Source organism: Promicromonospora thailandica (genome assembly GCF_024171955.1).
GTDB classification, from domain to species: Bacteria; Actinomycetota; Actinomycetes; order Actinomycetales; family Cellulomonadaceae; genus Promicromonospora; species Promicromonospora thailandica.
Genome location: NZ_JAMTCS010000014.1, coordinates 22,068 through 47,232 on the forward strand (window position 1 = coordinate 22,068; position 25,165 = coordinate 47,232).

The 25,165-nt window shown below is 73.4% G+C and carries 27 protein-coding genes; 23 read left to right on the forward strand and 4 right to left on the reverse strand.

The features are described from left to right. Positions 1–60: 60 nt before the first annotated feature. Positions 61–348: a hypothetical protein gene (locus APR03_RS20715; RefSeq protein ID WP_253838923.1), complete on the reverse strand. Its 288-nt coding sequence runs from the start codon at positions 346–348 to the stop codon at positions 61–63. Between the two features lie 144 nt (positions 349–492). Here APR03_RS20715 and APR03_RS20720 point away from each other — a divergent pair, with 144 nt between their 5' ends. Then, complete coding sequence (locus tag APR03_RS20720; RefSeq protein ID WP_253838924.1) at positions 493–1,254, forward strand: helix-turn-helix domain-containing protein; 762 nt, start codon at positions 493–495, stop codon at positions 1,252–1,254. Then, entirely contained in the window at positions 1,254–1,727 is a 474-nt protein-coding gene (locus APR03_RS20725) for an NUDIX hydrolase (RefSeq protein ID WP_253838926.1), read from the forward strand. Before APR03_RS20720 ends, APR03_RS20725 begins: the two co-directional genes overlap by 1 nt. Positions 1,728–1,756: 29 nt before the next feature. Here the strand turns inward: APR03_RS20725 and APR03_RS20730 are convergent, their stop codons facing one another. Further along, entirely contained in the window at positions 1,757–2,323 is a 567-nt protein-coding gene (locus tag APR03_RS20730) for an HD domain-containing protein (protein WP_253838928.1), read from the reverse strand. A 97-nt stretch (positions 2,324–2,420) separates the two neighbouring features. Then, positions 2,421–2,825 (reverse strand): hypothetical protein, encoded by a 405-nt coding sequence (locus tag APR03_RS20735; protein WP_253838929.1) that lies wholly within the window; start codon positions 2,823–2,825, stop codon positions 2,421–2,423. A 174-nt stretch (positions 2,826–2,999) separates the two neighbouring features. On the opposite strand from APR03_RS20735, the gene APR03_RS20740 reads away from it, so the two are divergent. Beyond that, positions 3,000–3,542 carry a hypothetical protein gene (locus APR03_RS20740; protein WP_253838930.1) on the forward strand — a complete coding sequence of 181 codons (543 nt, stop codon included), beginning with the start codon at positions 3,000–3,002 and terminating at the stop codon, positions 3,540–3,542. 61 nt (positions 3,543–3,603) lie between these two features. Next, positions 3,604–4,308, forward strand: a complete 705-nt coding sequence (locus tag APR03_RS20745) for an HAD family hydrolase (RefSeq protein WP_253838931.1) — start codon at positions 3,604–3,606, stop codon at positions 4,306–4,308. Positions 4,309–4,383: 75 nt separating this feature from the next. Here the strand turns inward: APR03_RS20745 and APR03_RS20750 are convergent, their stop codons facing one another. Beyond that, positions 4,384–5,316: a RecB family exonuclease gene (locus APR03_RS20750; RefSeq protein WP_253838932.1), complete on the reverse strand. Its 933-nt coding sequence runs from the start codon at positions 5,314–5,316 to the stop codon at positions 4,384–4,386. A gap of 91 nt (positions 5,317–5,407) precedes the next feature. Here APR03_RS20750 and APR03_RS25355 point away from each other — a divergent pair, with 91 nt between their 5' ends. The 19 genes from APR03_RS25355 to trpC all read left to right on the forward strand — a co-directional run bounded on the left by APR03_RS25355 (position 5,408) and on the right by trpC (position 25,124). Further along, on the forward strand, positions 5,408–6,577 hold the full coding sequence (locus APR03_RS25355; RefSeq protein WP_253838933.1) for a site-2 protease family protein: 1,170 nt from the start codon (positions 5,408–5,410) through the stop codon (positions 6,575–6,577). A gap of 36 nt (positions 6,578–6,613) precedes the next feature. After that, positions 6,614–7,627 (forward strand): tRNA (adenine-N1)-methyltransferase, encoded by a 1,014-nt coding sequence (locus APR03_RS20760; RefSeq protein WP_253838934.1) that lies wholly within the window; start codon positions 6,614–6,616, stop codon positions 7,625–7,627. Between the two features lie 141 nt (positions 7,628–7,768). Further along, the gene (arc, locus tag APR03_RS20765) at positions 7,769–9,430 is read left to right on the forward strand and encodes a proteasome ATPase (RefSeq protein WP_253838935.1); all 1,662 of its coding nucleotides are present in this window, start codon (positions 7,769–7,771) and stop codon (positions 9,428–9,430) included. Positions 9,431–9,536: 106 nt separating this feature from the next. Beyond that, the gene (gene dop / locus APR03_RS20770; RefSeq protein WP_253839171.1) at positions 9,537–11,198 is read left to right on the forward strand and encodes a depupylase/deamidase Dop; all 1,662 of its coding nucleotides are present in this window, start codon (positions 9,537–9,539) and stop codon (positions 11,196–11,198) included. Between the two features lie 93 nt (positions 11,199–11,291). Beyond that, complete coding sequence (locus APR03_RS20775; protein WP_121383395.1) at positions 11,292–11,489, forward strand: ubiquitin-like protein Pup; 198 nt, start codon at positions 11,292–11,294, stop codon at positions 11,487–11,489. Further along, on the forward strand, positions 11,486–12,325 hold the full coding sequence (prcB, locus tag APR03_RS20780) for a proteasome subunit beta (protein ID WP_372494968.1): 840 nt from the start codon (positions 11,486–11,488) through the stop codon (positions 12,323–12,325). The genes APR03_RS20775 and prcB overlap by 4 nt, the downstream gene beginning before the upstream one ends. Next, a complete protein-coding gene (gene prcA, locus APR03_RS20785) occupies positions 12,322–13,212 on the forward strand; it encodes a proteasome subunit alpha (protein ID WP_253838937.1) in 891 nt (296 codons plus the stop codon). Before prcB ends, prcA begins: the two co-directional genes overlap by 4 nt. Positions 13,213–13,244: 32 nt before the next feature. After that, a complete protein-coding gene (gene pafA, locus APR03_RS20790; protein ID WP_253838938.1) occupies positions 13,245–14,606 on the forward strand; it encodes a Pup--protein ligase in 1,362 nt (453 codons plus the stop codon). Positions 14,607–14,673: 67 nt separating this feature from the next. Continuing rightward, a complete protein-coding gene (locus tag APR03_RS20795) occupies positions 14,674–15,624 on the forward strand; it encodes an FKBP-type peptidyl-prolyl cis-trans isomerase (protein WP_253838939.1) in 951 nt (316 codons plus the stop codon). After that, positions 15,624–16,394 (forward strand): imidazole glycerol phosphate synthase subunit HisF, encoded by a 771-nt coding sequence (gene hisF, locus APR03_RS20800; protein WP_253838940.1) that lies wholly within the window; start codon positions 15,624–15,626, stop codon positions 16,392–16,394. Before APR03_RS20795 ends, hisF begins: the two co-directional genes overlap by 1 nt. 191 nt (positions 16,395–16,585) lie before the next feature. Beyond that, on the forward strand, positions 16,586–18,517 hold the full coding sequence (locus tag APR03_RS20805; protein ID WP_253838941.1) for an ABC transporter ATP-binding protein: 1,932 nt from the start codon (positions 16,586–16,588) through the stop codon (positions 18,515–18,517). Further along, on the forward strand, positions 18,514–20,376 hold the full coding sequence (locus tag APR03_RS20810) for an ABC transporter ATP-binding protein (RefSeq protein WP_253838942.1): 1,863 nt from the start codon (positions 18,514–18,516) through the stop codon (positions 20,374–20,376). Before APR03_RS20805 ends, APR03_RS20810 begins: the two co-directional genes overlap by 4 nt. A 73-nt stretch (positions 20,377–20,449) precedes the next feature. Beyond that, entirely contained in the window at positions 20,450–20,845 is a 396-nt protein-coding gene (gene hisI / locus APR03_RS20815) for a phosphoribosyl-AMP cyclohydrolase (protein ID WP_253838943.1), read from the forward strand. Then, positions 20,842–22,443, forward strand: a complete 1,602-nt coding sequence (locus APR03_RS20820) for an anthranilate synthase component I (RefSeq protein WP_308216528.1) — start codon at positions 20,842–20,844, stop codon at positions 22,441–22,443. Before hisI ends, APR03_RS20820 begins: the two co-directional genes overlap by 4 nt. Then, positions 22,440–23,048 (forward strand): Trp biosynthesis-associated membrane protein, encoded by a 609-nt coding sequence (locus APR03_RS20825; RefSeq protein ID WP_253838944.1) that lies wholly within the window; start codon positions 22,440–22,442, stop codon positions 23,046–23,048. The genes APR03_RS20820 and APR03_RS20825 overlap by 4 nt, the downstream gene beginning before the upstream one ends. A 77-nt stretch (positions 23,049–23,125) precedes the next feature. Then, positions 23,126–23,386 carry an HGxxPAAW family protein gene (locus tag APR03_RS20830; RefSeq protein ID WP_253838946.1) on the forward strand — a complete coding sequence of 87 codons (261 nt, stop codon included), beginning with the start codon at positions 23,126–23,128 and terminating at the stop codon, positions 23,384–23,386. 7 nt (positions 23,387–23,393) lie between these two features. Further along, positions 23,394–23,684: a DUF4190 domain-containing protein gene (locus APR03_RS20835; RefSeq protein ID WP_253838948.1), complete on the forward strand. Its 291-nt coding sequence runs from the start codon at positions 23,394–23,396 to the stop codon at positions 23,682–23,684. After that, positions 23,668–24,090, forward strand: coding sequence for a DUF2752 domain-containing protein (locus APR03_RS20840; RefSeq protein ID WP_253838950.1), 423 nt, complete (start codon positions 23,668–23,670; stop codon positions 24,088–24,090). Before APR03_RS20835 ends, APR03_RS20840 begins: the two co-directional genes overlap by 17 nt. A gap of 218 nt (positions 24,091–24,308) precedes the next feature. Continuing rightward, entirely contained in the window at positions 24,309–25,124 is an 816-nt protein-coding gene (gene trpC / locus APR03_RS20845) for an indole-3-glycerol phosphate synthase TrpC (protein ID WP_253838951.1), read from the forward strand. Positions 25,125–25,165 lie beyond the last annotated feature (41 nt).

Here is a 25,165-nt window from a genome sequence, read left to right on the forward strand (position 1 = left end):
ACGGGCGAATCGGCGTGTCGCAGCAGGAGCCGCGACACGTGTCGCGCCAGGGCCGGGGCGTCAGATCGCGGGCAGGCCGGCCCGCAGCGCGCCGCGGACCTGCACCTCGACGCCGCGCCACGTCCCGGTCCACAGGGTGTACCCGGGGTCCAGCATGCGCTGGTCGATGGCGTGGTCGAGGCCGAGCGCGCGGGCGATGCTCTCGCCGTCGTCCATGTGCCAGGGCTGCAGGGTCACGCGGTCCGGCGTGACGGTCAGCACCTCGATCCAGTCGGCACGCACGTGCCGCAGCAGATCGATGACATCGCCGAGGCGTTCGGTGACCGACTGCGACGCAATGGGGTTCACGGGACTCTCCGGGACAGGTCGGCTGGCAGGGTCTGCTCGCTCACTTCCACCGTTCGCTACCACTGTGCGACGAGCCCACGGGACGTGCCATCGGCAGCGCGCGGGACGTTTCGGTGATAGATACGTCCCTATGGGGGTGAGAACGTGAGAAACCAACGACTGGTCGCCGCGATGGCGCAGGCCGGTCTGAGCCAGGTCCGGCTGGCCGCGGCCGTCGGCGTGGACCCGAAGACCGTGGAGCGCTGGGTGGCCCAGGGGCGCACGCCGCACCCGCGGCACCGTGTCGCGGTGTCCGACGCGCTGGGCTGCGACGTCGCCGCGCTCTGGGGCGACGTGGACCGCGCGGAGGCGGCCACGCAGGAGATCGTCGGGATGTATCCGGCGCGTCGCGCCGTGCCGTCCGGTACGTGGCGGGCGTTCCTCGCGGGGGTCGAGCAGCGGTTCGAGCTGCACGCGTTCGCCGCGACCTTCCTGCCCGACCAGACGCTCGACCTGACCACCGAGATCGTCACCATGGCGAGCCGCGGCGTGCGGGTGCGGCTGCTCCTGGGCGACCCGGAGGGCTCGGCAGTGGCGGTACGCACCCAGGAGGAGGGCGGCACGGGCCTGGCGGGGCGGATCGCGCTGGTGCTGTCCTACCTGGCGCCGGCGCTGGGCACGCCCGGGGTCGAGGTGCGGCTGCACGACAGCACCCTGTACGCCACGACGTTCCGGTTCGACGACGACCTGCTGGTCAACACCCACGTCTGGGGCGCGCCCGCGGGCGCCAACCCGCTGCTGCACCTCAGGGACGGGCCGGAGGCGTCGATGGCGCCTGCCTACCAGGCCGGGTTCGAACGGGTCTGGAACACCGCGCGACCCCTGGAGGCCTGGCCCCGGACGGAGGACACGGACAGGGTGGCCTGATGGTGCGGTACGACTACTTCGACGACCCGGAGGCGCCGACCGTGAACTCCGTGGTCCCGTCGGTCACGGTCGCGGTGCGGGACGACGTCGGCCGCCTGCTGCTCATCCACCGCACCGACAACGACCTCTGGGCGCTGCCCGGGGGTGGCATCGACCCGGGGGAGACGGTCCGGCAGGCGGGCGTGCGGGAGACCGAGGAGGAGACCGGATACCGGGTGCGCATCACCGGGCTGGTCGGCATCTACACCGACCCGCGGCACGTCATCGTGTACTCGGACGGCGAGGTCCGGTCCCAGTTCTCCATCTGCATGCGCGGCGCGGTCACCGGCGGGTCCGCGCGCACCTCGGGGGAGTCCAGCGAGGTGGTCTGGCAGAACGTCGACCGGCTCGGCGACCTGGACATCCACCCGTCGATGCGGCTGCGGATCGCGCACGCCGTGGACCCGGGCCGCACCGAGCCCTACCTGACGTGACAGCCGGCGTGACGGCTGGCGTGGCGCGGTCAGCGCGCGACGCGTTCGAGCCGTCGCTCGATGCGGGCCACGACCTGCCGCAGGCCCGGTTCGGCATGCTGCATGCTGCGCCACACCAGGTGCCCGGGCGGGTAGCGGTCGTAGATGTGCGCGAACCGCTCGTCGACGCTGACGGTCTCGCCCCGCGCGGAGGTGGTGATGTCGCAGTAGGTGAGCAGGTCCAGCAGCTCTCCGGGCGGTGCGGGGAACTCCTGGCACAGCGTCGTGTCCAGGCCCCGTTCGCCGGCCTCGACGGTGGCGGACGTGTGGTGGGCCACCAGGCTCGTCAGCTCGGGGCCGGCGCCGACCGAGCGGAGGTAGCGCGCGCCGTCGAGCTGGTGCAGGCCCGTGTCGCGGGCCGCCGCGGCGTACCCGACGTCGTGCAGGTAGGCGGCGGTGACGAGCAGCTGAGGTCGGTCCAGCGCCCGGGCGACGTGCTCGGCGCGCCGCCCCACGCCGAGGGAGTGCGCGAGCCGGTCGGCACCGGCGTCGAAGAGCTCCGACAGCATCGCCTGGGCACCCGCGGGGTCGATCTCCCGCGGGGTGGTACCTCGCATCGGTTCACCGTAGGGCGCCCGGTCGCGTTCGGCGCGACGGGTGAAGAGGTAGGTCGTGGTCGTGCGCGTGCTGGTCCGCATCGGTGGCCCCCCGCCGTCACAGCTCCGGTCGTCCGTTGACCATCCAGTCACGGACCATCGCCGTCGCGCGGTGATGCCCCGCCAGCGCGGCCTCGCGGGTCGCGTACAGCTCCGCGTACTGCTCGGTGCAGTCCAGCCTGTCGTCCTCGGAGAGCACACCGTCGGGGTCGAGCCGCTCGACGAACACCATTGTCTCGTAGATCAGGGGTTCGTGTCCCGGGCCCGCGCCGTCGGGCGACGCGGACGAGTCGACGCCCGTCCAGACGGTGGACACGTGGTAGAACCCGATGTGGTCCCGAGCGACGTGGGCGCCGCCGGCCCCGAGGCGCAGCACCGACCACTGGTCCTGGGTGATCGGGTTGCCGTCGAGGTCGTAGTACGTCCGCTGCGAGAGGCGCTCGAAGAAGTCGGGTCCGAACACGTGTCTTCCCTTCGGTCGGTATCGAGGGTCAGCATTGCCCAGGAAGCCGAGGAGCGCGCGGCGAGGGTGTGGAGCGTGCTCCACGCCGCGTATGTGGGTAAATGACCGATTGCTCCCACGCGAATCACACCGATCGGCGCGCGGGCAGCCCCACGGCCGGGTGAGTATGAAGCAATGCTCAACCTGCGAGAACACCGAGCGCTGCTGACCACCGTGGGCGCGCTGCTCGTCGCCAGCACCGGCAGCGGCATCGCCTGGTCCGAGCCGGGCGGCCACCGGGAGCCCGCCGACCAGCTGCTCGACGCCGTGGAACACAGCGAGTCGACCATGCGTGACTACATCGACGAGGTGAGCGAGCGCTTCGACCAGATCGAGTCCGCCTCCGACGCCGGCCGGCAGGAGGAGCTCGCCACCGCGCTCATGGCGGACGTCCCCGGCCTCGCGCGGGACGCACGGTCCGGCGTCCGGTCCGCCCGCGCCGAGGTCACCGCCGTCGACCTGCCTGACGGTGGCCGGCTCGACCACGCCCGCGACGCCTACGTGGCGCACATGGACGCCTGGCTCGCGGAGTACGACGACGCGATGGCCGCGCCCGCCGGTGTCGTCGAGATCGAGCCCGCCGTGAACCGGACGTTCGACGAGGCCGTCGCGGCGTTCGAGCGGACCGGGCTGCAGGGCGCCCAGGAGGACCGCATGGAGGAGCTCCTCGCGGACTGACGCGGCTGTCGGGCAGGCGGCCGTTTTCCGGGCGGCCCGCACGGCCACCTACGATGAGGCCGTGCCCCGTGACCCGTCCGCCGCAACGCCGGACCGCCTGCCCGCCGCCGTCCTGTTCGACATGGACGGCACCCTCGTCGACACGGAGCCGTACTGGATGCGCGCCGAGCGCGAGATCGTGGCGGCGCACGGTGCGGCCTGGACGCACGAGGACGCGCTCGGGGCCGTGGGGCAGGCCCTGCTGACCACCGGCACCATGCTGCGCGACGCCGGCGTGCCGCTCGAGCCGGCCGAGATCGTCTCGTGGCTCGTGGCCCGGGTCAACGAGCAGCTGCGCGAGCGCGTGCCGTGGCGCGCCGGGGTGCCCGAGCTGCTGGAGGACCTGCGGGCCGCCGGCGTCCCGTGCGCCGTCGTCACCATGTCCTACCGCAGCCAGGCCGAGGTCGTGGCGGACGGCGCCCCCGCGGGCACCTTCGCCCACCTCGTCACGGGGGACGAGGTGACCCGGGGCAAGCCGCACCCCGAGCCCTACCTGACGGCCGCCCGGCTGCTCGGCGTGCGCCCGCAGGACTGCGTGGCCGTCGAGGACTCCGGTCCAGGCATCACGTCGGCGCTCGCGTCCGGCGCGCGCACCCTGGGCGTGCCCGCCGAGGTGCCCGTGCCCCCGCGTCCGGGCCTGAGCCGGGCCGCGTCGCTCAAGCAGGTCGACCTGGACACGCTGGGCCGGATCGCCGCCGGCGAGGTCGTGGACCTGCTCGGCGACTGAGCCGGGTCCTCACGGCACGGCCCTCACCGCACGGCCCTCGCCGCACGGCCCTCGCGGTGCGGGTCGGCCGCGGGATCAGCCCGCCAGGCCCAGCCGCAGCGCGACCGCGCCCTCCGGGATCTCCGGGGGAGTGCCGCCGAACTCCGGGCACAGCGCCTGGTGCGCGCACCACCCGCACAGCTTCGACCGGCGCGGCTTCCACTCCCCGGTACGGGCCGACTCCTCGATGGCTGCCCACACGGCGCGGATCTTCTGCTCCGTGTGCTCCAGGTGCCCGGTCGTCGGCTCGCCGCGCAGCACCTGCCCGTCGCCCAGGTAGACGAGCTGCAGCATCTTCGGCAGCACGCCGCGCTCGCGCCACAGCACCAGGCCGTAGAACCGCATCTGGAACACGGCCGACGACTCGTAGCCCGGGCGGGGTGAGCGCCCCGTCTTGTAGTCGACCACCCGCACGGCCCCGTTCGGCGCCACGTCCAGGCGGTCCACGATGCCGCGCAGCAGCGGCCCGCCGTCGAGCTGCGACTCGACCAGCAGCTCGCGCTCCGCCGGCTCGAGCCGGTTCGGGTCCTCCAGCGTGAAGTAGGTGCCGAGCAGCGACCCGGCGCCGGCCAGCCAGCCCGCGCGGTCCTGCCCGTCCGGGCCCACGCCGTCCGTGAACAGCGACGCGTACCGCTCGTCGGCCTCCAGCAGCCGGTCCCACTCGCCCGGCAGCAGGTCGTGGGCCGCGGCCAGGGTGCGCTCGCCCAGCGGGGCGTCGTACAGGCGCTCCAGCACCGCGTGCACCAGGGTGCCGCGCGCCGCGGCGGCCGAGGGCGGCTCCGGCAGCCGGTCCACCGTGCGGAACCGGAACAGCAGCGGGCACTGCATGAAGTCGTTGGCGCGCGACGGCGAGAGCGCGGGCGGTCGCGAGGGTGCCGTCACGACCGGTGCCGCCCCGGCGCCCGTCCCCGTTCCCGCACCCGTCTCCGCCACCGCACCCGGGCCCGGGGTCACCTCCGTCGTCGTCATGCCCCCACCCTAGGGGCGGCCACCGACATCCTCCGTCAGCCCTCCACAGCGTGCCGCCGCCCGCACCGCGACGGGCCGGTAGGTTGGTCCGGTGACCACCTCGGAGCCCGCCTCCACACCCGCACCACCCGCCCCGCAGCGCTCGAAGGGGTTCGTCATCGGCCGCGTCGCCGGCGCGCCCGTGATCGTCACCCGGTCGTGGTTCCTCGCCGCGCTCGTCCTGACGATCCTGTTCGTGCCGGCCATCGAGGCGCGCGCGCCGGGGCTCGGTGCCGGCGTCTATCTCGCCGCGTTCGTGTTCGTGCTGCTCCTGTTCGGCTCGGTGTTCCTGCACGAGGTGGCGCACGCGCTGGTCGCCCGGGCGCGCGGGCAGAACGTCACCGAGCTCGCGGTCACGCTCTGGGGCGGCCACACCGCCTACACCGGCGGCCTGGGGCGGCCGCTCGACGGTTTCCTGGTTGCCGTCGTGGGGCCGCTGACAAATCTCGTGCTCGCGGCGGGGTTCGGGCTGGCCTACCAGGCCTCGCCCGTGCTGAACCTGCCCACCGTGCTGCTGGGCCTGGCGGCCGTATCGAACGCCTTCGTGGGCGCCTTCAACCTGCTGCCCGGCCTGCCGCTGGACGGCGGGCAGATCCTCGAGTCGCTGGTGTGGGCGGTCACGGGACGCCGCACGGCGGGCACGATCGCGGCCGGCTGGGTGGGCCGGGTCGTCGCCGTCGGTGTGCTGCTCTGGGCCCTCGTCGTGCCGTGGGTGCAGGGCACCACCCCGAACCTCACCACCGTGCTCTGGTCCGCGCTCATCGGGGCCTTCCTGTGGGCCGGTGCGGGCGCCGCGATCTCCAACGGCCGCCGCCGCGAGGCCGTGGAGGGCCTGTCGGCGCAGGGGCTCGCGGCGCCCGTGCTCGTGCTGCCGCTCGGGTCCACCGTCGCGGACGCGGTGAGCGCCCGGGCAGCGGCCGGCGGCCGCGCCGAGGCGTCCCGCCTCGTCGTCGTCGGGCACGGCGACGTCCCGCTCGCCGTCGTGGACGACGACGCCGTGGCGGCCGTGCCCCCGCAGGCGCAGGAGGCGACCACCGTCGACTCCGTGGCCGTGCCGTTCGTCCGTGGGTCCGAGGTGCCGCCCGCGCTGGCGGGTACGGAGCTGCTCGACCACCTGGCCCGGCGGTCGGGCGGCGCCCGCCTCGTCCCCGTGGTCGACGACGGCCGCGTCACCGGCGTCCTGGACCTCGCCGACGTGGCCCGCGCGATCCGCGCGACCTGACGCGGCGGTCCCGCCCAGCGCCTAGGATGGTCGGTCGTGACCACACCCACCGATATCCCGACCGCCACCGGTGCCGAGCTGCGCCGCGGCCCGTTCCGCGTGGGCGACAAGGTCCAGCTCACCGACCCCAAGGGCCGCCTGCACACCATCACGCTGCAGCCCGGCGGCACCTTCCACACGCACAAGGGCTACTTCAAGCACGAGCAGATCATCGGGCAGCCCGAGGGTTCCGTGGTGGTCAACACCGCCGACGTCGAGTACCTGGCCCTGCGCCCGCTGCTGGCCGACTACGTGCTGTCGATGCCCCGCGGTGCCGCGGTCGTCTACCCGAAGGACGCGGCCCAGATCGTCGCGATGGCCGACATCTACCCGGGCGCCCGGGTGGTCGAGGCCGGCGTCGGCTCGGGCGCGCTGACCATGTCGCTGCTGCGGGCCGTCGGCGACGCGGGCAGCGTGCACTCGATCGAGCGGCGCGAGGACTTCGCCGCCATCGCCCAGGGCAACGTGGAGACGTTCTTCGGCGGGCCGCACCCGGCCTGGCAGCTCTCGGTCGGCGACCTCGCCGACGTGCTGCCGGAGGTGGCCGAGCCGGGCTCGGTGGACCGCGTGGTGCTGGACATGCTCGCTCCGTGGGAGAACGTCGACGCCGTCGCCTCGGCGCTCGCGCCCGGCGGGGTGCTCGTCTGCTATGTGGCCACCACGACCCAGCTTTCGCGCACAGCGGAAGACCTGCGTTCCGACGGCCGGTTCGCCGAGCCCGCGGCCTTCGAGACGATGGTCCGCGGATGGCACCTTGAGGGTCTGGCGGTGCGTCCCGAGCACCGGATGATCGGCCACACGGGCTTCCTGATCACCGCTCGCCGGCTGGCCGACGGCGTCGTCGCGCCCGAGCGGAAACGGCGTCCTGCCAAGGGTGCGTACCCCACGGCGCCCGACGCGGAGTGGACGCCGGAGGAGCTCGGCGAGCGCGCCGTGTCCGACAAGAAGGTCCGCAAGGTGCGTCGTGACCTTGGCGTTGCGCCCGAGGCCGGGAGCGCCTCGCCCGCGTGAACGGGCTGTAACGATCACGTACTCCGGACGTCTCAAACGGGTGTTCTTACTCCCGGTGTGTCGGTGACTCTGCTTAGAGTGCTGTTCTCGGAGGCGTTTGCGTCATATGGTCGCCTCCCGGGCCCTACGAGAGGGGATGTCATGACCGAGAGCACGTCAGGATACAACCATCCCGAGAACGAATCTTTGCCCAGCCGCGACTACGAGCGCCAGATCGCCCTCCTCTCAGCCAAGAACGAGCGCCTCGCGGAAGCCCTCCGCGCGGCACGCGACCAGATAGTCGAGCTCAAGAAACAGCTCGACGACCTGGCCAAGCCGCCGGGCACCTACGCCGTGTTCCTGGGCGCGCACCCGGACGGGTCGGTGGACATCTCGTCCGCGGGCCGCAAGATGCACGTCTCCGCGAGCCCGAGCCTGGACGTCACCCGGCTGAGCCCGGGGCAGGAGGTGAAGCTCAACGAGGCGATGACGGTCGTCGGCGCGGGGGAGTACGAGCGCACCGGCGAGCTGGTCACCGTCAAGGAGATGCTGGGCGGCGACCGCGTGCTGGTCGTCGGCCGTGCGGACGAGGAGCGCGTGGTGCGCCTCGCCGGCTCGGTGATGGACGTGCCGCTGCGCGTGGGCGACTCGCTTACGGTGGACACCCGCAGCGGGTTCGTCTTCGAGGTCGTGCCCAAGTCCGAGGTCGAGGAGCTGGTCCTCGAGGAGGTCCCGGACATCGAGTACGAGGACATCGGTGGCCTCGGGCCGCAGATCGAGGCGATCCGGGACGCCGTCGAGCTGCCGTTCGCGCACCCGGACCTGTTCCGGGAGCACGGGCTGCGCCCGCCCAAGGGCGTGCTGCTGTACGGCCCGCCCGGCTGCGGCAAGACGCTCATCGCCAAGGCGGTGGCCCACTCGCTGGCCGGGATGGTGGCGCGGGCCAACGGGGGCAACCCGGAGGTCAAGAGCTACTTCCTCAACGTCAAGGGCCCGGAGCTGCTCAACAAGTACGTCGGCGAGACCGAGCGGCACATCCGGCTGATCTTCGCCCGTGCGCGGGAGAAGGCCGGTCAGGGCATGCCCGTCGTCGTGTTCTTCGACGAGATGGAGTCGCTGTTCCGCACCCGCGGCACGGGGCTCTCCTCCGACGTGGAGACGACGATCGTGCCGCAGCTGCTCGCCGAGATCGACGGCGTCGAGCGGCTCGACAACGTCATCGTGATCGGCGCCTCCAACCGTGAGGACATGATCGACCCCGCGATCCTGCGGCCGGGACGTCTGGACGTGAAGATCAAGATCGAGCGGCCCGACGCCGAGGGTGCGAAGGAGATCTTCGGCAAGTACCTCACCAAGGAGCTGCCGGTCCACGCGGACGACCTGGCGGAGTACGGCGACAACGTGACCGAGGCGCTGGACGGCATGATCACCTCGGTCGTGGAGCGCATGTACTCGGAGGACGAGGAGAACCAGTTCCTGGAGGTCACCTACGCCTCCGGCGACAAGGAGACCCTGTTCTTCAAGGACTTCAACTCGGGCGCCATGATCCAGAACGTGGTGGACCGGGCCAAGAAGAACGCGATCAAGGACTTCCTCGCCACGGGGCAGAAGGGCATCCGCGTGGAGCACCTGCTGACCGCGTGCGTCGACGAGTTCAAGGAGAACGAGGACCTCCCGAACACGACCAACCCGGACGACTGGGCTCGGATCAGCGGCAAGAAGGGTGAGCGCATCGTCTTCATCCGGACCATCGTCCAGAAGAAGGGCGAGGGCGCCACGCCCCGCACCATCGACACCGTCCAGAACACCGGTCAGTACCTCTGACAGCCATCGGGACAGGGTCCGTGTGCGCCGCCCGGCGCACGCGGACCCTGCCTCACCAACGGGACTACTCCGGCATAGGGTGGTGGACGTGAGCGTGCGTCGAGTGATGGGCATCGAGACCGAGTACGGAGTGCTGCAGCCGGGCCGCCCGCTGGCCAACCCCATGCTGCTGTCGAGCCAGGTGGTGACGACCTACCGGGCCAGCTCCACCCGCAGCGACGGCACCGGGGGCCGCGCCCGCTGGGACTACGACGACGAGGACCCGCTGCAGGACGCACGCGGGTTCCACCTCGACCGTGCCTCGGCGCAGCCGTCCATGCTGACGGACGACCCGGCCCGCCCTGCGCCGTCGGGCCCCGTGACCGGGCAGGTGCCCGTCGTGGAGCCCGGTCTGCCGGGCCGCGGCCGACGCCGGCCGGGGTCGACGCAGGAGGTCGAGCGCCCGGCCACCGAGGACTACGACGACCCGAGCGCCGCCAACGTGATCCTGACCAACGGTGCGCGGCTGTACGTCGACCACGCGCACCCCGAGTACTCCTCGCCCGAGGTCATGACCCCGGAGGACCTGGTGCGCTGGGACGTCGCGGGGGAGCGGGTGATGCTGTCGGCCCTGCGGGAGCTGGCGAGCTTCCCGGGCAGCGAGGTGGTGCTCTACAAGAACAACGTGGACGGCAAGGGTGCCAGCTACGGCACCCACGAGAACTACCTCGTGGACCGCGCGCTGCCGTTCACCACCCTCGCCGAGCTGATCACGCCGTTCCTCGTCACCCGCCAGGTGTTCACGGGTTCGGGCCGGGTGGGGCTGGGCGTCACCAGCGGCACCGCCGGGTTCCAGATCTCGCAGCGCGCCGACTACATCGAGGCCGAGATCGGCCTCGAGACCACGCTGCGCCGCCCGATCGTGAACACCCGCGACGAACCGCACGCCGACCGGCAGCGGTGGCGCCGCCTGCACCTCATCCTCGGCGACGCGAACCTGATGGAGGTGCCGACCTACCTCAAGGCCGGTACGACCTCGCTCGTGCTGTGGGTGCTCGAGCACCTGGACGAGCTGGCCGACGCCGGCGTGGACGCCCGCGGCGAGCTCGGCGCGCTCCGGCTGCTGAGCCCGGTGACCGACGTGCAGAAGGTCTCCCGCGACCTGGGCCTGCGCGCGCCTCTCGACCTGGCCGACGGCCGCACCATGACGGCGCTCGAGATCCAGGGCGAGGTGGCCGACGTGGTGCGGCGCTCGCTCAAGGTGCTCGGCACCGACGCGGAGTCGGACGCGGTGCTGGACCGCTGGACGTCGGTGGTGGAACGGCTGGGCACCGACCCGGCGTCGTGCGCGCGCGAGGTGGAGTGGATCGCCAAGATGCGGCTGCTGGACCGCCTGCGCTCGCGCGACAACCTGGAGTGGGACCACCCGCGGCTGCACGCCATGGACCTGCAGTGGTCCGACGTGCGGCCCGAGCGCGGCATCTACCACCGGCTGCTGGCCAAGGGGGCGGTGGACCGGGTCGTCGACGAGGAGGGCGTCGCGCGGGCCGTGCAGCACCCGCCGACCGACACCCGCGCGTACTTCCGCGGGGAGGTCATGGCCCGCTACGGGAGCCAGATCTCGGCGGCGAGCTGGGACTCGGTGATCTTCGACGTCGACGGGGCGCAGGCGCTGCAGCGGGTGCCGATGCTCGACCCGACGCGCGGCACCCGGCGCCACATCGGCGCGCTGCTCGACGCCAGCCCCGACGCGGGTGCCCTGCTCGCGGGACTCTCCGGACGGAGGTGACGGGCGATGTCGGTGTCACCGCCTAGTGTCGGGGCCTAGCGGCACCTAGGCTTCAGGACCAGCATTACGTCAGAGAATCACCAGGAGGCGATCATGGCCGGTCAGGAAAGAATCAACCCGTCACACGAGGACCGCACTCCGGACGACGATGCAGAGACCCCGGCCCCCGCGGCCGCGGCGGCCCAGAAGGACGACGACGAGGTCGACGCCCTGCTGGAGGAGATCGACGAGGTGCTGGAGACCAACGCCGAGTCGTTCGTGCGCGGATTCGTCCAGAAGGGTGGGCAGTGAACCTGAACGCAGACCGCACCGCAGGACGACTCCCGGACGCCTTCCTGCGTCCGGGATCGTCGTCCTTCGTGGACTTCCTGGCCGAGCACGCCCCCGACCGGCTGCCCGGGAACCGCGCCGTGCCCGCGGGCACGACCGACCCGGCGACCCTGTCCCCGCACGCCACCACGATCGTGGCCCTGACCTTCGACGGCGGTGTCCTGCTCGCGGGTGACCGCCGGGCGACCGCGGGTCCCATGATCGCCAGCCGCAGCATCGAGAAGGTGTTCCCGGCCGACGAGTACTCGGCGGTGGGCATCGCCGGCTCGGCCGGCATCGGCCTGGAGCTCGTGCGGCTGTTCCAGCTGGAGCTCGAGCACTACGAGAAGATCGAGGGTTCGCTGCTCTCCCTCACGGGCAAGGCGAACCGCCTGGCCACGATGCTGCGCGGCAACCTGCCCATGGCCATGCAGGGCCTGGCGGTCGTGCCGCTCTTCGCGGGCTACGACCTGGACAAGGGCGTCGGCCGCATCTTCAGCTATGACGCGACGGGCGGCCGGTACGAGGAGCACGAGCACCACGGCGTCGGTTCCGGGTCGCTGTTCGCGCGGGGCGCCCTGAAGAAGCTCTGGCGGCGCGGGATGGACGCGGACGCCGCGGTGCGGGTCGCGGTCGAGGCGCTCTACGACGCGGCGGACGACGACTCGGCGACGGGCGGGCCCGACACCGTGCGCGGCATCTTCCCGGTGGTGGCGGTCGTGTCCGCGGAGGGGTACGAGCGCGTGGAGGACGCCGAGGTGGCCCGCGTGGCGGAGCAGATCGTGGCGCAGCGCCGAGAGAGGGGCAACCTCGCATGAACATGCCGTTCTACGTCTCGCCCGAGCAGCTGATGAAGGACCGGGCGGACTTCGCCCGGAAGGGCATCGCCCGGGGCCGGTCGGTGGTGGTGCTGGCGTACGCCGGCGGCATCGCGTTCGCGACCGAGAACCCCTCGAGGGCGCTGCACAAGATCTCGGAGATCTACGACCGCATCGGGTTCGCGGCCGTGGGCAAGTACAACGAGTTCGAGAACCTGCGGGTGGCCGGCGTGCGGTACGCCGACATGCGCGGGTACTCCTACGACCGCTCCGACGTGACGGCGCGTGGCCTGGCCAACGCGTACGCGCAGACGCTCGGCACGGTGTTCATCACGGAGTCCAAGCCGCTCGAGGTCGAGATCGTCGTGGCCGAGGTGGGCGCGGAGCCCGCCGACGACCAGATCTACCGGCTCACCTACGACGGCACGGTGGCCGACGAGCACGGGTTCGTCGTCATGGGCGGTCAGGCCGAGCAGCTCGGGCGGAAGGTCAAGGAGGGGTGGCGTGCCGACCTCTCCCTGGGGGAGGCGCTGCGGCTCGCCGTGGCGGCGCTCGGCTCGGGCGACGGCGCGGCGCCGCGCACGATCGAGGCGACCCAGCTCGAGGTCGCCGTCCTGGAGCGCGACCGGCCGCGCCGCGCGTTCCGGCGGCTGAACGGACAGGTCCTGGCCGACCTGCTGGCCGAGGGCACCGAACCACCCGCGGCCGACGCGAAGCCCGTTCCCGAGGGTGGCCCGCCCGAGCCGGGCACGCCGGTGGAGGGTGCACCGGAGGCGGCAGCAGAGGGCACTTCAGAGGGCACGGCCGAGGACGCCGGCGGGTCCGGTGACGACAAGCCCGACGCAGGACCGGACTCCTCCGGCACCTCGCCCGGGACCGACCACTAGCAGCACGTTCCGCGAACGGGGAGGGGAAGTCCATGGACCGCAGGATCTTCGGTCTCGAGACCGAGTACGGCGTGACGTGCGCAGCCGACGACGGGCGCGGCCTGTCGGCCGACGAGGTCGCCCGCTACCTGTTCCGGAAGGTGGTGGCGTGGGGCCGTTCCTCGAACGTGTTCCTGAGGAACGGCTCCCGCCTCTACCTCGACGTGGGGTCGCACCCCGAGTACGCGACGGCCGAGTGCGACGACGTGCGCCAGCTCGTCTCGTACGACCGGGGCGGCGAACGCATCCTGGAGGGTCTGGTGGCCGACGCGCAGCAGCGCCTCGAGCACGAGGACCTGCCGGGCCGGATCCACCTGTTCAAGAACAACACCGACTCGGCGGGCAACTCCTACGGCTGCCACGAGAACTACCTCGTGCGCCGGTCGGGCGACTTCTCCCGGCTGTCGGACGTGCTGGTGCCGTTCCTCATCACGCGGCAGATCCTGGTCGGCGCCGGCAAGGTGCTCGCCACACCGCGCGGCGCCGTGTTCTGCCTGTCCCAGCGTGCCGACCACATCTGGGAGGCGGTCTCCAGCGCGACGACGCGGTCGCGCCCCATCATCAACACGCGCGACGAGCCGCACGCCGACGCCGAGCTGTACCGGCGCCTGCACGTCATCGTGGGCGACTCGTCGATGGCGGAGCCCACCACGATGCTCAAGGTCGGCACCACGGACCTGGTGCTGCGCCTGGTCGAGGCGGGCGTCCCGATGCGGGACCTGACCCTGGAGAACCCGATCCGCGCGATCCGCGAGATCAGCCACGACCGCACCGGCAAGCACCCCGTCACGCTGGCGAACGGCCGGACCATGACCGCGGTCGAGATCCAGTCGGAGTACTACGAGCGTGCCCGCGAGCTGGTGGAGGCCAACCTGGAGGTCACACCGGTGGTCAAGCAGGTGCTCGACCTGTGGGAGCGCGGCCTGCGGGCCCTGCAGGCGGAGGACCTGTCGCTCGTGGACCGTGAGCTGGACTGGGCCATCAAGCTCAAGCTGATCCGCCGGTACCAGGAGAAGCACGGGATGGGGCTCGACGACCCCCGCATCGCCCGGCTCGACCTGGCCTACCACGACATCTCCCGTACCGAGGGGCTCTACAACCTGCTCGCGGCGCGCGGCATGGTGGAGCGGGTCACCACCGACCTGGAGGTGTTCGAGTCGACGGCGCTGCCGCCGCAGACCACCCGGGCCAAGCTGCGCGGCGACTTCGTGCGTGCCGCCCAGGAGGCGCGCCGCGACTACACGGTGGACTGGGTGCACCTCAAGCTGAACGACCAGGCGCAGCGCACGGTGCTGTGCAAGGACCCGTTCAAGAGCGTGGACGACCGGGTGGAGCGGCTCATCGAGAGCATGTAGCCGGGCGGCCGGAGGTCGTACAGGGAGTGCCCCGGGGCACTCCCGCGCTCGTGGGAGACTTGGGCGCGTGAGCTCCTGGGTCCGTGCCGTCGCCGTGGTGGCCGCGGTGGCGTTGACCGCGGGCTGCGCCCCGGCGTCCCTCCCGGTCGAGGTGGGCCCGCAACCGACGTCGTCGGTGTCGCAGGCGCCGCTGCAGGTGACGGGCGTGGGCGGCGCTCCGCCGACGCTGGACTACGAGAAGCCCTTCGCCGTGGTGCGGCCCGCCTCGCAGACCGTCTGGCCGGGCACGGGAGACCTGCTGGAGCGGGACGACCCGGTGCTGCTGAACCTCTACGCGGAGGACGGGCGGGACGGCACGGAGCTGCAGAACACGTTCCGCACCGCGCCGGTGGCGTACACGATGACCGAGCCGGACCTGGGCAACGACCTCTACGACCTGCTCGAGGGTGAGCGGGTCGGCGCCCGGCTCTCGCTCGTGGAGGAGGAGGACGGCGTCCCGGTGCTGCTGGTGGTCGACGTGCTGCCCGCCAGGGCGTCCGGCACACCGGCGGAACCGGCCGGCCGGGACCTGCCGCAGGTGCGGCTCGACGACACCGGCGCGCCCACCGTGCGGATCCCGCGCGCCGACCCGCCGTCCGGCCTGGTGGTGCACCCGCTGATCCGGGGCACGGGGTCGCAGGTGCGGCCGGGCCAGATCGTGACGGTCGAGTTCACCGCGGTCCGCTGGAGCGACGGCACGGTGGTCGACACGACCTGGAGCGAGGGCGCCCCGCCGCAGTCCGCGGAGATCGGCATCGGCAAGCTCGTCCAGGGCTGGGACGAGGGCCTCGTGGAGCAGACGGTCGGCTCGCAGGTGCTGCTGGTGGTGCCGCCCGACCAGGGCTACGCGAACACGACCAGCGGGCTGGCGGGCGAGACGATGGTGTACGTGGTCGACATCCTCGACACGCACCAGGCGGTCGCCGAGGACGGGCCCCGGGCCTCCGGGAGCGAGAAGACGAAGGAAGAGGAGGGCTGATGTCGGTCGCGATCCGTGTGATCCCGTGCCTGGACGTCGACGCGGGCCGGGTGGTCAAGGGCGTCAACTTCGCCGACCTGCGGGACGCCGGGGACCCGGTCGAGCTCGCGGGCCGGTACGACGCCGAGGGCGCCGACGAGCTCACGTTCCTGGACGTGTCCGCCTCGTCGGGCGACCGCGCGACCATGGTCGACGTCGTGCGGCGCACCGCGGAGCAGGTGTTCGTGCCGCTCACGGTCGGCGGCGGCGTGCGGTCGACGGACGACGTCGACCGGCTGCTGCGGGCGGGCGCCGACAAGGTGGGCGTCAACACCGCGGCCATCGCCCGCCCGGAGCTGATCGCCGAGATCGCCGAGCGGTTCGGCTCGCAGGTGCTGACCCTGAGCGTCGACGCGCGCCGGGTCACGGGCGACGTGACGACGCCGTCGGGCTACGAGGTCACCACGCACGGTGGACGGCGCGGCACCGGGATCGACGCGGTCGAGTGGGCCGAGCGTGCCGCCACGCTCGGCGCGGGGGAGATCCTGCTCAACTCGATGGACGCCGACGGCACCAACGCCGGCTTCGACCTGGAGATGCTGCGCACCGTCCGCGAGCGGGTGCAGGTGCCGCTCGTCGCCTCCGGCGGCGCCGGCACGCCCGAGCACTTCGTCGAGGCGGCCCGCGCGGGGGCGGACGCCGTCCTCGCCGCCTCGGTGTTCCACTTCGGCGTGCTCACGGTGGGCCAGGTCAAGGACACGATGCGCGCGGCGGGCCTCGACGTGCGCTGAGCGGCACTCCCGCAACGTTCGTTGACCCTAACCATGGTTGAGGTCGTAACGTCGGCGACGCCCACGGCGAAAACCTGTCGAATCGATTTCCGAGCCGTGCGAAAATGGGGTCACACCCCGAGAAGCGAGGTCTTGTCGTGCCCCCAGATGCCCCGCGCACCGCACCGAAGGCTGTCCCGACGGGGGCACCCATGGCGCTGACCGGCTCCCGTGTCCGGCGCTCGTTCGCCCTCATGTGGCGCGGCATGCGCGCCCACCCGGGCCTCTACGTCCTCGCCGTCGGGGCCTCCGGGCTGTTCGGCGCGCTGACCGTCGCCGTCAGCCGCGCGGTCGGCTGGGCCACCGACACGGTGGTGGTGCCCGCCATCGCGGGCGACGCGGCGGCTCGCGACCGGATCTGGCTCGCGGGTCTCGTGCTCGGCGCCGTCGCCGTGAGCCTCGCGCTCTCGGTGGCCGGCCGGCGCATCTGGGCCGGCTACGGCGTCGTCGCCATCCAGGCCGACCACCGCACCGCCCTGACCCGGCAGTACCTGCGCCTGCCCGCCTCCTGGCACCGCGCCCACCCGGCCGGTCAGCTCCTCAACCACACCACCTCGGACACCGAGGCCGCCACGGGCGTGTTCAACCCGCTGCCGTTCGCGCTCGGCGTCGTCGTCATGATCGGCGTCGCCGTCGGCATGCTGCTGGCCGTCGACCCGTGGCTCGCGCTCGCGGCGCTGGCCGTCATCCCGATCACGGTCGCCGTCAACGCGGTCTACCAGAAGCACATGTCGCCCGCCGTGACCCGGGCGCAGCGCCTGCGCGGCGACGTCGCCGACGTGGCCCACGAGAGCTTCGAGGCGGCCCTGCTAGTCAAGGCCCTCGGCACCGAGGACCGCGAGGAGAGCCGGTTCGACGCCCGCACCCAGGAGCTGCGGGCCGCGAACGTGCGCGTCGGCATCGTCCGCTCGCTGTTCGACCCCGTGATCCAGACCCTGCCCGCCGTCGGCACCCTGCTCGTGCTCGGTATCGGCACCTGGCGCGTCACGGTGGGCGCCGTCGAGCCGGGCGACATCGTCACGGCCGCCTACCTGCTGACCATGATGACCGTGCCCGTGCAGGCGTTCGGCTGGGTGCTCGGCGAGCTCCCGCGCGCCCTGGTCGGCTACGAGCGCATCGCGCAGGTCGCCGACGCGGGCGGCGCGCTCGCCCACGGCACCGACCGCCTGCCCGCGGCGGCCGGCGGCCTCGGCGTCCGGCTCGAGGGCGTCGGCGTCGACGTGCCCGGCGGCGCCCGGGGCCGCACCATCATCCTGCTCGACGGCGTCGACCTCACCGTCGAGCCGGGCACCACCGTCGCGGTGGTCGGCAGCACCGGCGCGGGCAAGACCACCCTGGTCAGCCTCCTGGCCCGCCTGTCCGACCCGACGCGCGGGCGCGTGCTGCTGGACGGCGTCGACGCGCGCACCCTGGCCGACGGCGAGATCCCCGCGCACGTCGCCTTCGTCACGCAGACCACCTTCGTCTTCGAGGACACCGTGCGCGGCAACGTGACGCTCGCCGACCCCGGTGCGCCCGGGTCGCCGTCCGACGACGAGGTGTGGGAGGCGCTGCGCCTGGCCCGGCTCGAGGAGACGGTGCGCGCGCTGCCCGACGGCCTCGACGCCCCGCTCGGCGAGCGCGGCGCCAACCTGTCCGGCGGCCAGCGGCAGCGGCTCGCGATCGCGCGCGCCCTGGTCCGCGCGCCGCGCCTGCTCGTCCTCGACGACGCGACGAGCGCCGTCGACCCCCGCGTCGAGCAGGAGATCCTGCGCGGGCTCGCCGACCGTGCCGACACCACGGACCCGGGCCAGGGCGCGCCCGGCACCACCGTCGTCATGGTCGCCTACCGGATGTCCTCGGTGGCGCTCGCCGACCGCGTGGTGCACGTCGAGGGCGGACGCGTGGTCGACGTCGGCACGCACGACGAGCTCATGGCGCGCGACGCCGGCTACCGCGGGCTCGCCACGGCCTACGAGGCCGAGACCGAGCGCCGCGAGAAGGAGCGCGCGGACGCCGCCGCGGCGGAGGGTGAAGCAGGGCCCGGCGACACAGGACCCGATCGCGGCGACGAGCCGGCCGAGCTGGAAGAGGTGGCCCGATGACCGCGGCGACGGACGAGCCCGACGTGACCGACGTCCCGGAGGACCTGCTCGACGCCGACGGCGCGCGCATCGAGTCCGCGAGCCGCCTCGGCGTGCTCGGCACGCTGCGCAAGGGCCTGGAGATCAGCCCGGAGATCGCCCGCGGCCTGTGGGTCACGCTCCTGCTCGCGGCGCTCGCGGCGGGGGGTCGCGTGGTGGTGCCGCTCGCGGTGCAGCAGACCATCGACGTCGGCATCCTGTCCGACGGCGGGCCCGACGCCGGCCGGGTGGCCCTGCTGGCGTCGCTCGCCGCGGGCGCGCTGGTGCTCGCCGCGCTCTGTGCGGCCATGGTCAACGTGCGGCTGTTCCGCTCGGCCGAGGCCGGGCTGGCGACGCTGCGGACCACGGCGTTCCGGCACGTGCACGACCTGTCGACGCTCACGCAGAACACCGAGCGCCGCGGCGCCCTGGTCTCGCGCGTGACCAACGACGTCGACACGGTGTCCCTGTTCGTGCAGTGGGGCGGCATCATGCTGCTGGTCAGCGCGCTGCAGGTGCTCGTGGCGACCGGGCTCATGCTCGTCTACTCGCCGGTGCTGACGGCCGTGGTGTGGGTCGCGTTCATCCCGATGTTCCTCGTGATCCGGTACGGCCAGCGGTACGTGAACCGTGCCTACACGCTGGTGCGCGAGCGCGTGGGCGCGATGCTCGGCGCCATCTCCGAGTCCGTGGTGGGCGCCGAGACGGTGCGCGCGTACGGCGTCTCGGAGCGCACCGGGCGGCGCATCGGTGACGCGGTCGAGGCCACGCGCACCGCCCAGGCGCGCTCGCAGGTGCTGGTCGCGGGCACGTTCTCGTCGGGCGTGCTCATCTCCAACCTCGTGCTCGCGGTCGTGGTCGTCGTCGGCTCGCTGCTGGGCGTGGGCGGCGGACTGACGGCGGGGCAGCTGGTGGCGTTCCTGTTCCTCGTGCAGCTCTTCACCGGCCCGGTGCAGATGGCCACGGAGATCCTCAACGAGCTGCAGAACGCCGTCGCGGGCTGGCGGCGCGTCATCGCCGTCATCGAGACGCCGGTGCAGGTGGCCGAGCGGCCGGGCGCGGTCACGCAGGAGCGCGGCCCGGCGCACGTGACGCTGCGCGACGTCCGCTTCGCCTACCCGGGCGGCCCCGAGGTGCTGCACGGCGTGACGCTCGACCTGCCGCCGCGCACCAAGGTGGCCGTGGTGGGCCAGACCGGGTCGGGCAAGACGACGATCGCCAAGCTCGTCACCCGGCTCATCGACCCGACGTCGGGCACCGTGGAGCTGGACGGTACCGACCTGCGCGACCTGTCGTTCGCGTCCCTGCGCGAGCGGGTGGTGCTCGTGCCGCAGGAGGGCTTCCTCTTCGACGGCACGGTGCTGGACAACGCGGCCTACGGCCTGCGCGAGCCCGTCACCGGGCCGGACGCCGACGCGCGGGCGCGCGCCGCCGTCGAGGCCGCGTTCGCCGAGCTGGGTCTGTCCGACTGGGTGGCCGACCTGCCCGACGGCCTCGACACCGCGGTGGGCCAGCGGGGCGAGTCGCTGTCGGCGGGGGAGCGGCAGCTCGTCGCCATCGCGCGCGCCTACCTCGCACAGCCCGACCTGCTCGTGCTCGACGAGGCGACCTCCGCCGTCGACCCTGCCACCGAGGTGCGCATCGCGCGCGCCCTGGACTCGCTGACCGCGGGCCGGTCGACCATCACGATCGCGCACCGGCTCTCCACCGCCGAGGCGTCCGACCTGGTGGTCGTGGTGGACCAGGGCGAGGTGGCCGAGCTCGGACCGCACGCCGAGCTCGTGGCGGCGGACGGCGTCTACGCCCGCATGCACGCGAGCTGGGTGGCCCAGACCCGCTGATCCCGCGGCGTCCCGGTGCGGGGCACCGCGGGCGCGGGTGGGGGCACGCTCCGGGACGTGGCAGGATTCTCAGGTGCCCGACGTACTCGATCCCACGATCTCTGCCCGGCTCAAGCGGGACGACTCCGGCCTGGTGGCCGCCGTCGTGCAGCAGCACGACACGGGCGAGGTGCTCATGGTCGGCTGGATGGACGACGAGGCGCTGCGCCGCACCCTCACCGGGGGCCGAGTGACGTTCTGGTCGCGCAGCCGCCAGGAGTACTGGCGCAAGGGCGACACCTCGGGGCACGCCCAGTACGTCAAGGCCGTGAGCCTCGACTGCGACGGCGACGCCCTGCTCGTCCAGGTGGACCAGGTGGGGGCCGCGTGCCACACGGGCACGCGCACGTGCTTCGAGGCGGGCGGCGACCTGGGGGCGGTCGTCGGCACGCGCGACGAGGCCGGCCGCACGGACGAGGAGGCCCGGTGACCCAGCTCGACGACCAGCCCACGGCCCGCGCCGCCACCGCGCCCGCCGACCTGCCCTGGGGCAGCACCTGGCCGAGCCTGCCGGAGTTCCGGGAGATGGCCGCCGACCGCCGGGTGATCCCCGTGGTGCGTCCCCTGCTGGCTGACGACGCGACGCCCGTCGGGCTGTACCGCACCCTCGCCGGCGGCCGGCCCGGCAGCTTCATCCTGGAGTCGGCGGAGTCGGACGGCGTCTGGGCGCGCTGGTCGTTCGTCGGCGTCGCGTCGCGCGCGACCCTGACCAGCGACCAGGGGCAGGCGGCCTGGACCGGAGACGTGCCCGTCGGCATCCCCACGCAGGGCGACGTCGTCGACGTCCTGGCCGCGGCGCTGGACGCGCTGGCCACGCCCGGCGTGGCCAACCTGCCGCCGCTCACGGGCGGCCTGGCGGGCGTGCTCGGCTGGGACGTGGTGCGGCACTGGGAGCCGACCCTCCCGGCGACCGCGCCGGACGAGGTGGGTGCGCCCGAGCTCGCCCTGTGCCTGGCCACCGACCTCGCCGTGGTGGACCACCGGGAGGGAACGGTGTGGCTCGTCGCCAACGCGATCAACGCCGACGCCACCGACGAGCGTGTGGACGAGGCCCACGCCGACGCCGTGGCCCGGCTGGACGCCATGGAGGCACGGCTCGCGGCCGGCGGACCGCGCGTGACCTCGGTCGTGGCCGACGGCGCCGAGCCCGAGCTGGAGTTCCGGTCCACGCGCGAGGAGTTCGAGGACGCCGTGCTCGCGGGCAAGGAGGCGATCCGCGAGGGCGAGGTGTTCCAGGTGGTGCTCTCCCAGCGCCTCGACCTGGACTGCCCGGCGGACCCGCTGGACGTGTACCGGGCGCTGCGCACCATCAACCCCAGCCCGTACATGTACTACTTCCACCTGGCCAGGCCCGACGGCACCGAGTTCGCCGTGGTGGGTTCCAGCCCCGAGACCCTGGTGAAGGTGGAGGACGGGCACGTCACCACCTACCCGATCGCGGGATCGCGCCCGCGCGGCGCGCACCCCGAGGAGGACGCGGAGCTGGGCGAGGAGCTCCTGGCGGACCCCAAGGAGCGCGCCGAGCACATCATGCTGGTCGACCTGTCCCGCAACGACCTGGTCAAGGTCTGCGAACCGACCAGCGTGGAGGTGGTCGAGTTCATGAAGGTGCGCCGGTTCAGCCACATCATGCACATGTGCTCCACCGTCGTGGGGCGCCTCCGTGCGGGCCGCGGCGCCCTCGACGCGCTGCGCGCCACGTTCCCCGCCGGAACCCTCTCGGGCGCGCCGAAACCGCGGGCGATCGCGCTGATCGACGAGCTCGAGCCCGCGTCGCGCGGCATCTACGGCGGGGTGTGCGGGTACTTCGACTTCGGCGGCGACATGGACATGGCCATCGCGATCCGCACGGCGTACATCTCCGGCGGGCGGGCCAGCGTGCAGGCCGGGGCGGGCATCGTCGCGGACTCCGTGCCCGCGCTGGAGTACGCCGAGTCGCGGAACAAGGCCGCGGCCGCCGTGCGCGCCGTGCAGCTCGCGTCCCGCCTCGCCCCGCTGCCCACGGCGCCGGCCCGGAGCGCGACATGACCCGCACCCGCACCGTCCTCGCGCTGCTCGTGCTGGGCGCGCTGACCTTCGGCACGGGCTCGCCCACCTGGGTGACCACCGCGGTCGCGACGGCGCTCGAGCCCGAGGTGGCCGTCGCCGCGACGGGCACCTCCGCCGCGCCCGGCGTCGGCGCCGGCGCGCTGGTCCTGCTGGCCGCGGGCGTCGCGTGCGCGCTCACCGGCCGGGTCGCCCGGTACGTGGCGCTCGTCGTCGCCGCGGCGGGCGGGGTCCTGGTGGTGGCGAGCACGCTCACCGTCGTCGCCGACCCGACGCCGGCCGCGACCGCGGCGGCGTCCGCCGCCACCGGTGTCACCGATCTCACGTCGCCGGTCGCGCTGACGGCGTGGCCGTGGGCCGCCGTGGTGACGGGCGTGCTCGCGGTGGTCGTCGCCGTCTGGGGCGCCGTGGCGGCGCGCGGCTGGGCGGCCACGTCCGGGCGGCACGAACGCGCGGCCGCCACGCCGTCCGCGGCCTCCGCGGAGCCGTCCGCGCCGGCGGCTCCCGCCGGTTCGCCGGACGACGAGATCGACCCCCACGACGCCTGGGACGCCCTGTCCCGCGGCGACGACCCGACCGGTCGCTGACCCCGCCGGGCCGCTGACCTGCCGGTGAGCGGTTAGGCTGAGCGCGTACCGCACGACACGAAAGGCACCCACCTGCGATGACCGAGAACAAGCCCGAGATCGCCTACCTGCCGCCGGGCATCCCGCCGACCAACCACGGCCACACCGTGGCGGCCTGGGTCACCATGGCGGGCATCACGCTGGGCGTGCTGGTCGCCGCGTGGGGGATGGTGCTGGCGGCGAGCTCGCAGGCAGGCGTCGTCGTGGTCGTGACCGGCTTCGTCGTCGTCGCCGCCTCGCTCGTCGTGGGCCTGGTGCTGCGCAACCTCGGGATGGGCCAGAAGAAGGTCCGGCGGTAGGTCTGCCATGACCGAGCTCGCGATGGCCGCGCCGCCCAGCGCCCACCCCCGCAACCACCTGGGGGTGTGGGCGCTGGTGCTGGGCATCGCGTCGGTCGTGCTGGCGCTGGGCGCCCTCACGGGCGTCCCCGCCATCATCCTCGGCAACGAGGGCCGCCGGGCGGTGCGTGCCGGCGAGGCCGACAACGAGGGCATGGCCCTGGCCGGCGTCGTGCTGGGCTGGCTCTCGCTGGCGATCCTCGTCGGGGTGATCGTCCTGGTCGTCGTCCGCTACCTGGCGGGTGGGCCCCATTCCTGAACCGGCCCGGCGGCGGGCGCTCCGGGCGCCGCTGCTGACCGGCGGGGCGGTCGCGGCGGCGACGCTGGTGCTGGCGGTGCGCGACCCGCACGTGCGCGGCTCGTACGGCTTCTGCCCGCTGCTGGAGCTCACCGGCCTGGCCTGTCCGCTCTGCGGTGGCCTGCGCGCCACGCACGACCTGGCGCACCTCGACCTCGCGGGCGCGTGGTCCGCCAACGCGCTGTGGACCGTCGCCGCCCCCGTGGTGGTGGCGCTCTGGGTGGCGTGGCTCGTGACCGCGGCCCGGGGCCGGCCGGTGCGCGGACCGTCCGCGACGGCGGCGTGGGTGACGCTGGGCGTGGCGCTCGCGTTCCTCGTGGTGCGCAACCTGCCGGTCCTGCAGCCGTACCTGACGCCCTGGCTCTGACGCCGGGTTCTGCGGGCCAGGTCCTGACGCCGCGTCGTCTCACGGTCCGGGAGTGGTCAGGACCACACCCGCGGTCCGCCTACGATGGCGGTGGGGATGGTCACCCGGAGGGCACACGGACGGCGCCCCCGGGGCGAGCAACCGAACAGCAGACAGTCAGGCGTCCTTCCGGCGTCCGACGCGTATGACGAGGACAGAGGCCACGGGGAGGCTCATCAATGTCGGTCCTGGAGGACATCGTCGCGGGGGTTCGTGAGGACCTCGCGGAGCGTGAGGCGCGCGTGTCGCTCGACGCGCTCAAGGAACGTGCCGCCGCGGTCCCCGGGGCCCTCGAGTGCGTCGGGCGCCTGCGGCAGGCGGACGCCGTCTCGGTGATCGCCGAGGTGAAGCGGTCCAGCCCCAGCAAGGGCTCGCTCGCGCAGATCGCCGACCCGGCGGCCCTCGCCGTCGAGTACGAGAGCGGCGGCGCGTCCGTCATCTCCGTGCTCACCGAGCAGCGCCGGTTCCACGGCTCGCTGGCCGACCTGGACGCGGTGCGCGGCCGGGTCGACGTCCCGGTGCTGCGCAAGGACTTCGTGGTGACGCCGTACCAGGTCTGGGAGGCGCGGGCGCACGGCGCCGACCTGGTGCTGCTCATCGTGGCGGCGCTGGAGCAGACCGTGCTGGAGTCGCTCGTCGAGCGGGTGCACTCGCTCGGCATGACCGCCCTCGTCGAGACGCACAGCCTGGAGGAGGTGCGCCGCGCGGTCGACGCCGGGGCCCGCGTGGTCGGCGTGAACCACCGCAACCTCAAGACGCTCGAGCTCGACCGGGGCCTGTTCAGCAGCCTCGCCGAGTACATCCCGGACGACGTGGTCAAGGTCGCGGAGTCCGGCATCCGCGGCCCGCACGACGTGATGGACATGGCCCGCGCCGGGGCGGACGCCGTCCTGGTGGGCGAGGCGCTCGTCACCGACCGCACCCCGCGCGCCTCGGTGGCCGACCTCGTGGCGGCGGGCTCGCACCCGTCGCTGAAGTCCGTCCGCCCCTCCTGACCCACCCCACCCGTCCAGTCCGTCCGCGGCGAAAGGATCCC

Excerpts from the sequence above, each read along its gene's own strand:
- APR03_RS20805 (WP_253838941.1), top strand. The coding sequence starts at position 16,586 with ATGGCGCTGACCGGCTCCCGTGTCCGGCGCTCGTTCGCCCTCATGTGG.
- APR03_RS20725 (WP_253838926.1), top strand. The coding sequence starts at position 1,254 with ATGGTGCGGTACGACTACTTCGACGACCCGGAGGCGCCGACCGTGAAC.
- dop (WP_253839171.1), top strand. The coding sequence starts at position 9,537 with ATGGGCATCGAGACCGAGTACGGAGTGCTGCAGCCGGGCCGCCCGCTG.
- prcA (WP_253838937.1), top strand. The coding sequence starts at position 12,322 with ATGAACATGCCGTTCTACGTCTCGCCCGAGCAGCTGATGAAGGACCGG.
- APR03_RS20810 (WP_253838942.1), top strand. The coding sequence starts at position 18,514 with ATGACCGCGGCGACGGACGAGCCCGACGTGACCGACGTCCCGGAGGAC.
- APR03_RS20825 (WP_253838944.1), top strand. The coding sequence starts at position 22,440 with ATGACCCGCACCCGCACCGTCCTCGCGCTGCTCGTGCTGGGCGCGCTG.
- pafA (WP_253838938.1), top strand. The coding sequence starts at position 13,245 with ATGGACCGCAGGATCTTCGGTCTCGAGACCGAGTACGGCGTGACGTGC.
- arc (WP_253838935.1), top strand. The coding sequence starts at position 7,769 with ATGACCGAGAGCACGTCAGGATACAACCATCCCGAGAACGAATCTTTG.
- trpC (WP_253838951.1), top strand. The coding sequence starts at position 24,309 with ATGTCGGTCCTGGAGGACATCGTCGCGGGGGTTCGTGAGGACCTCGCG.
- APR03_RS20750 (WP_253838932.1), bottom strand. The coding sequence starts at position 5,316 with ATGACGACGACGGAGGTGACCCCGGGCCCGGGTGCGGTGGCGGAGACG.
- APR03_RS20835 (WP_253838948.1), top strand. The coding sequence starts at position 23,394 with ATGACCGAGCTCGCGATGGCCGCGCCGCCCAGCGCCCACCCCCGCAAC.
- APR03_RS20730 (WP_253838928.1), bottom strand. The coding sequence starts at position 2,323 with ATGCGAGGTACCACCCCGCGGGAGATCGACCCCGCGGGTGCCCAGGCG.
- APR03_RS20740 (WP_253838930.1), top strand. The coding sequence starts at position 3,000 with ATGCTCAACCTGCGAGAACACCGAGCGCTGCTGACCACCGTGGGCGCG.
- APR03_RS20775 (WP_121383395.1), top strand. The coding sequence starts at position 11,292 with ATGGCCGGTCAGGAAAGAATCAACCCGTCACACGAGGACCGCACTCCG.
- APR03_RS20830 (WP_253838946.1), top strand. The coding sequence starts at position 23,126 with ATGACCGAGAACAAGCCCGAGATCGCCTACCTGCCGCCGGGCATCCCG.
- hisF (WP_253838940.1), top strand. The coding sequence starts at position 15,624 with ATGTCGGTCGCGATCCGTGTGATCCCGTGCCTGGACGTCGACGCGGGC.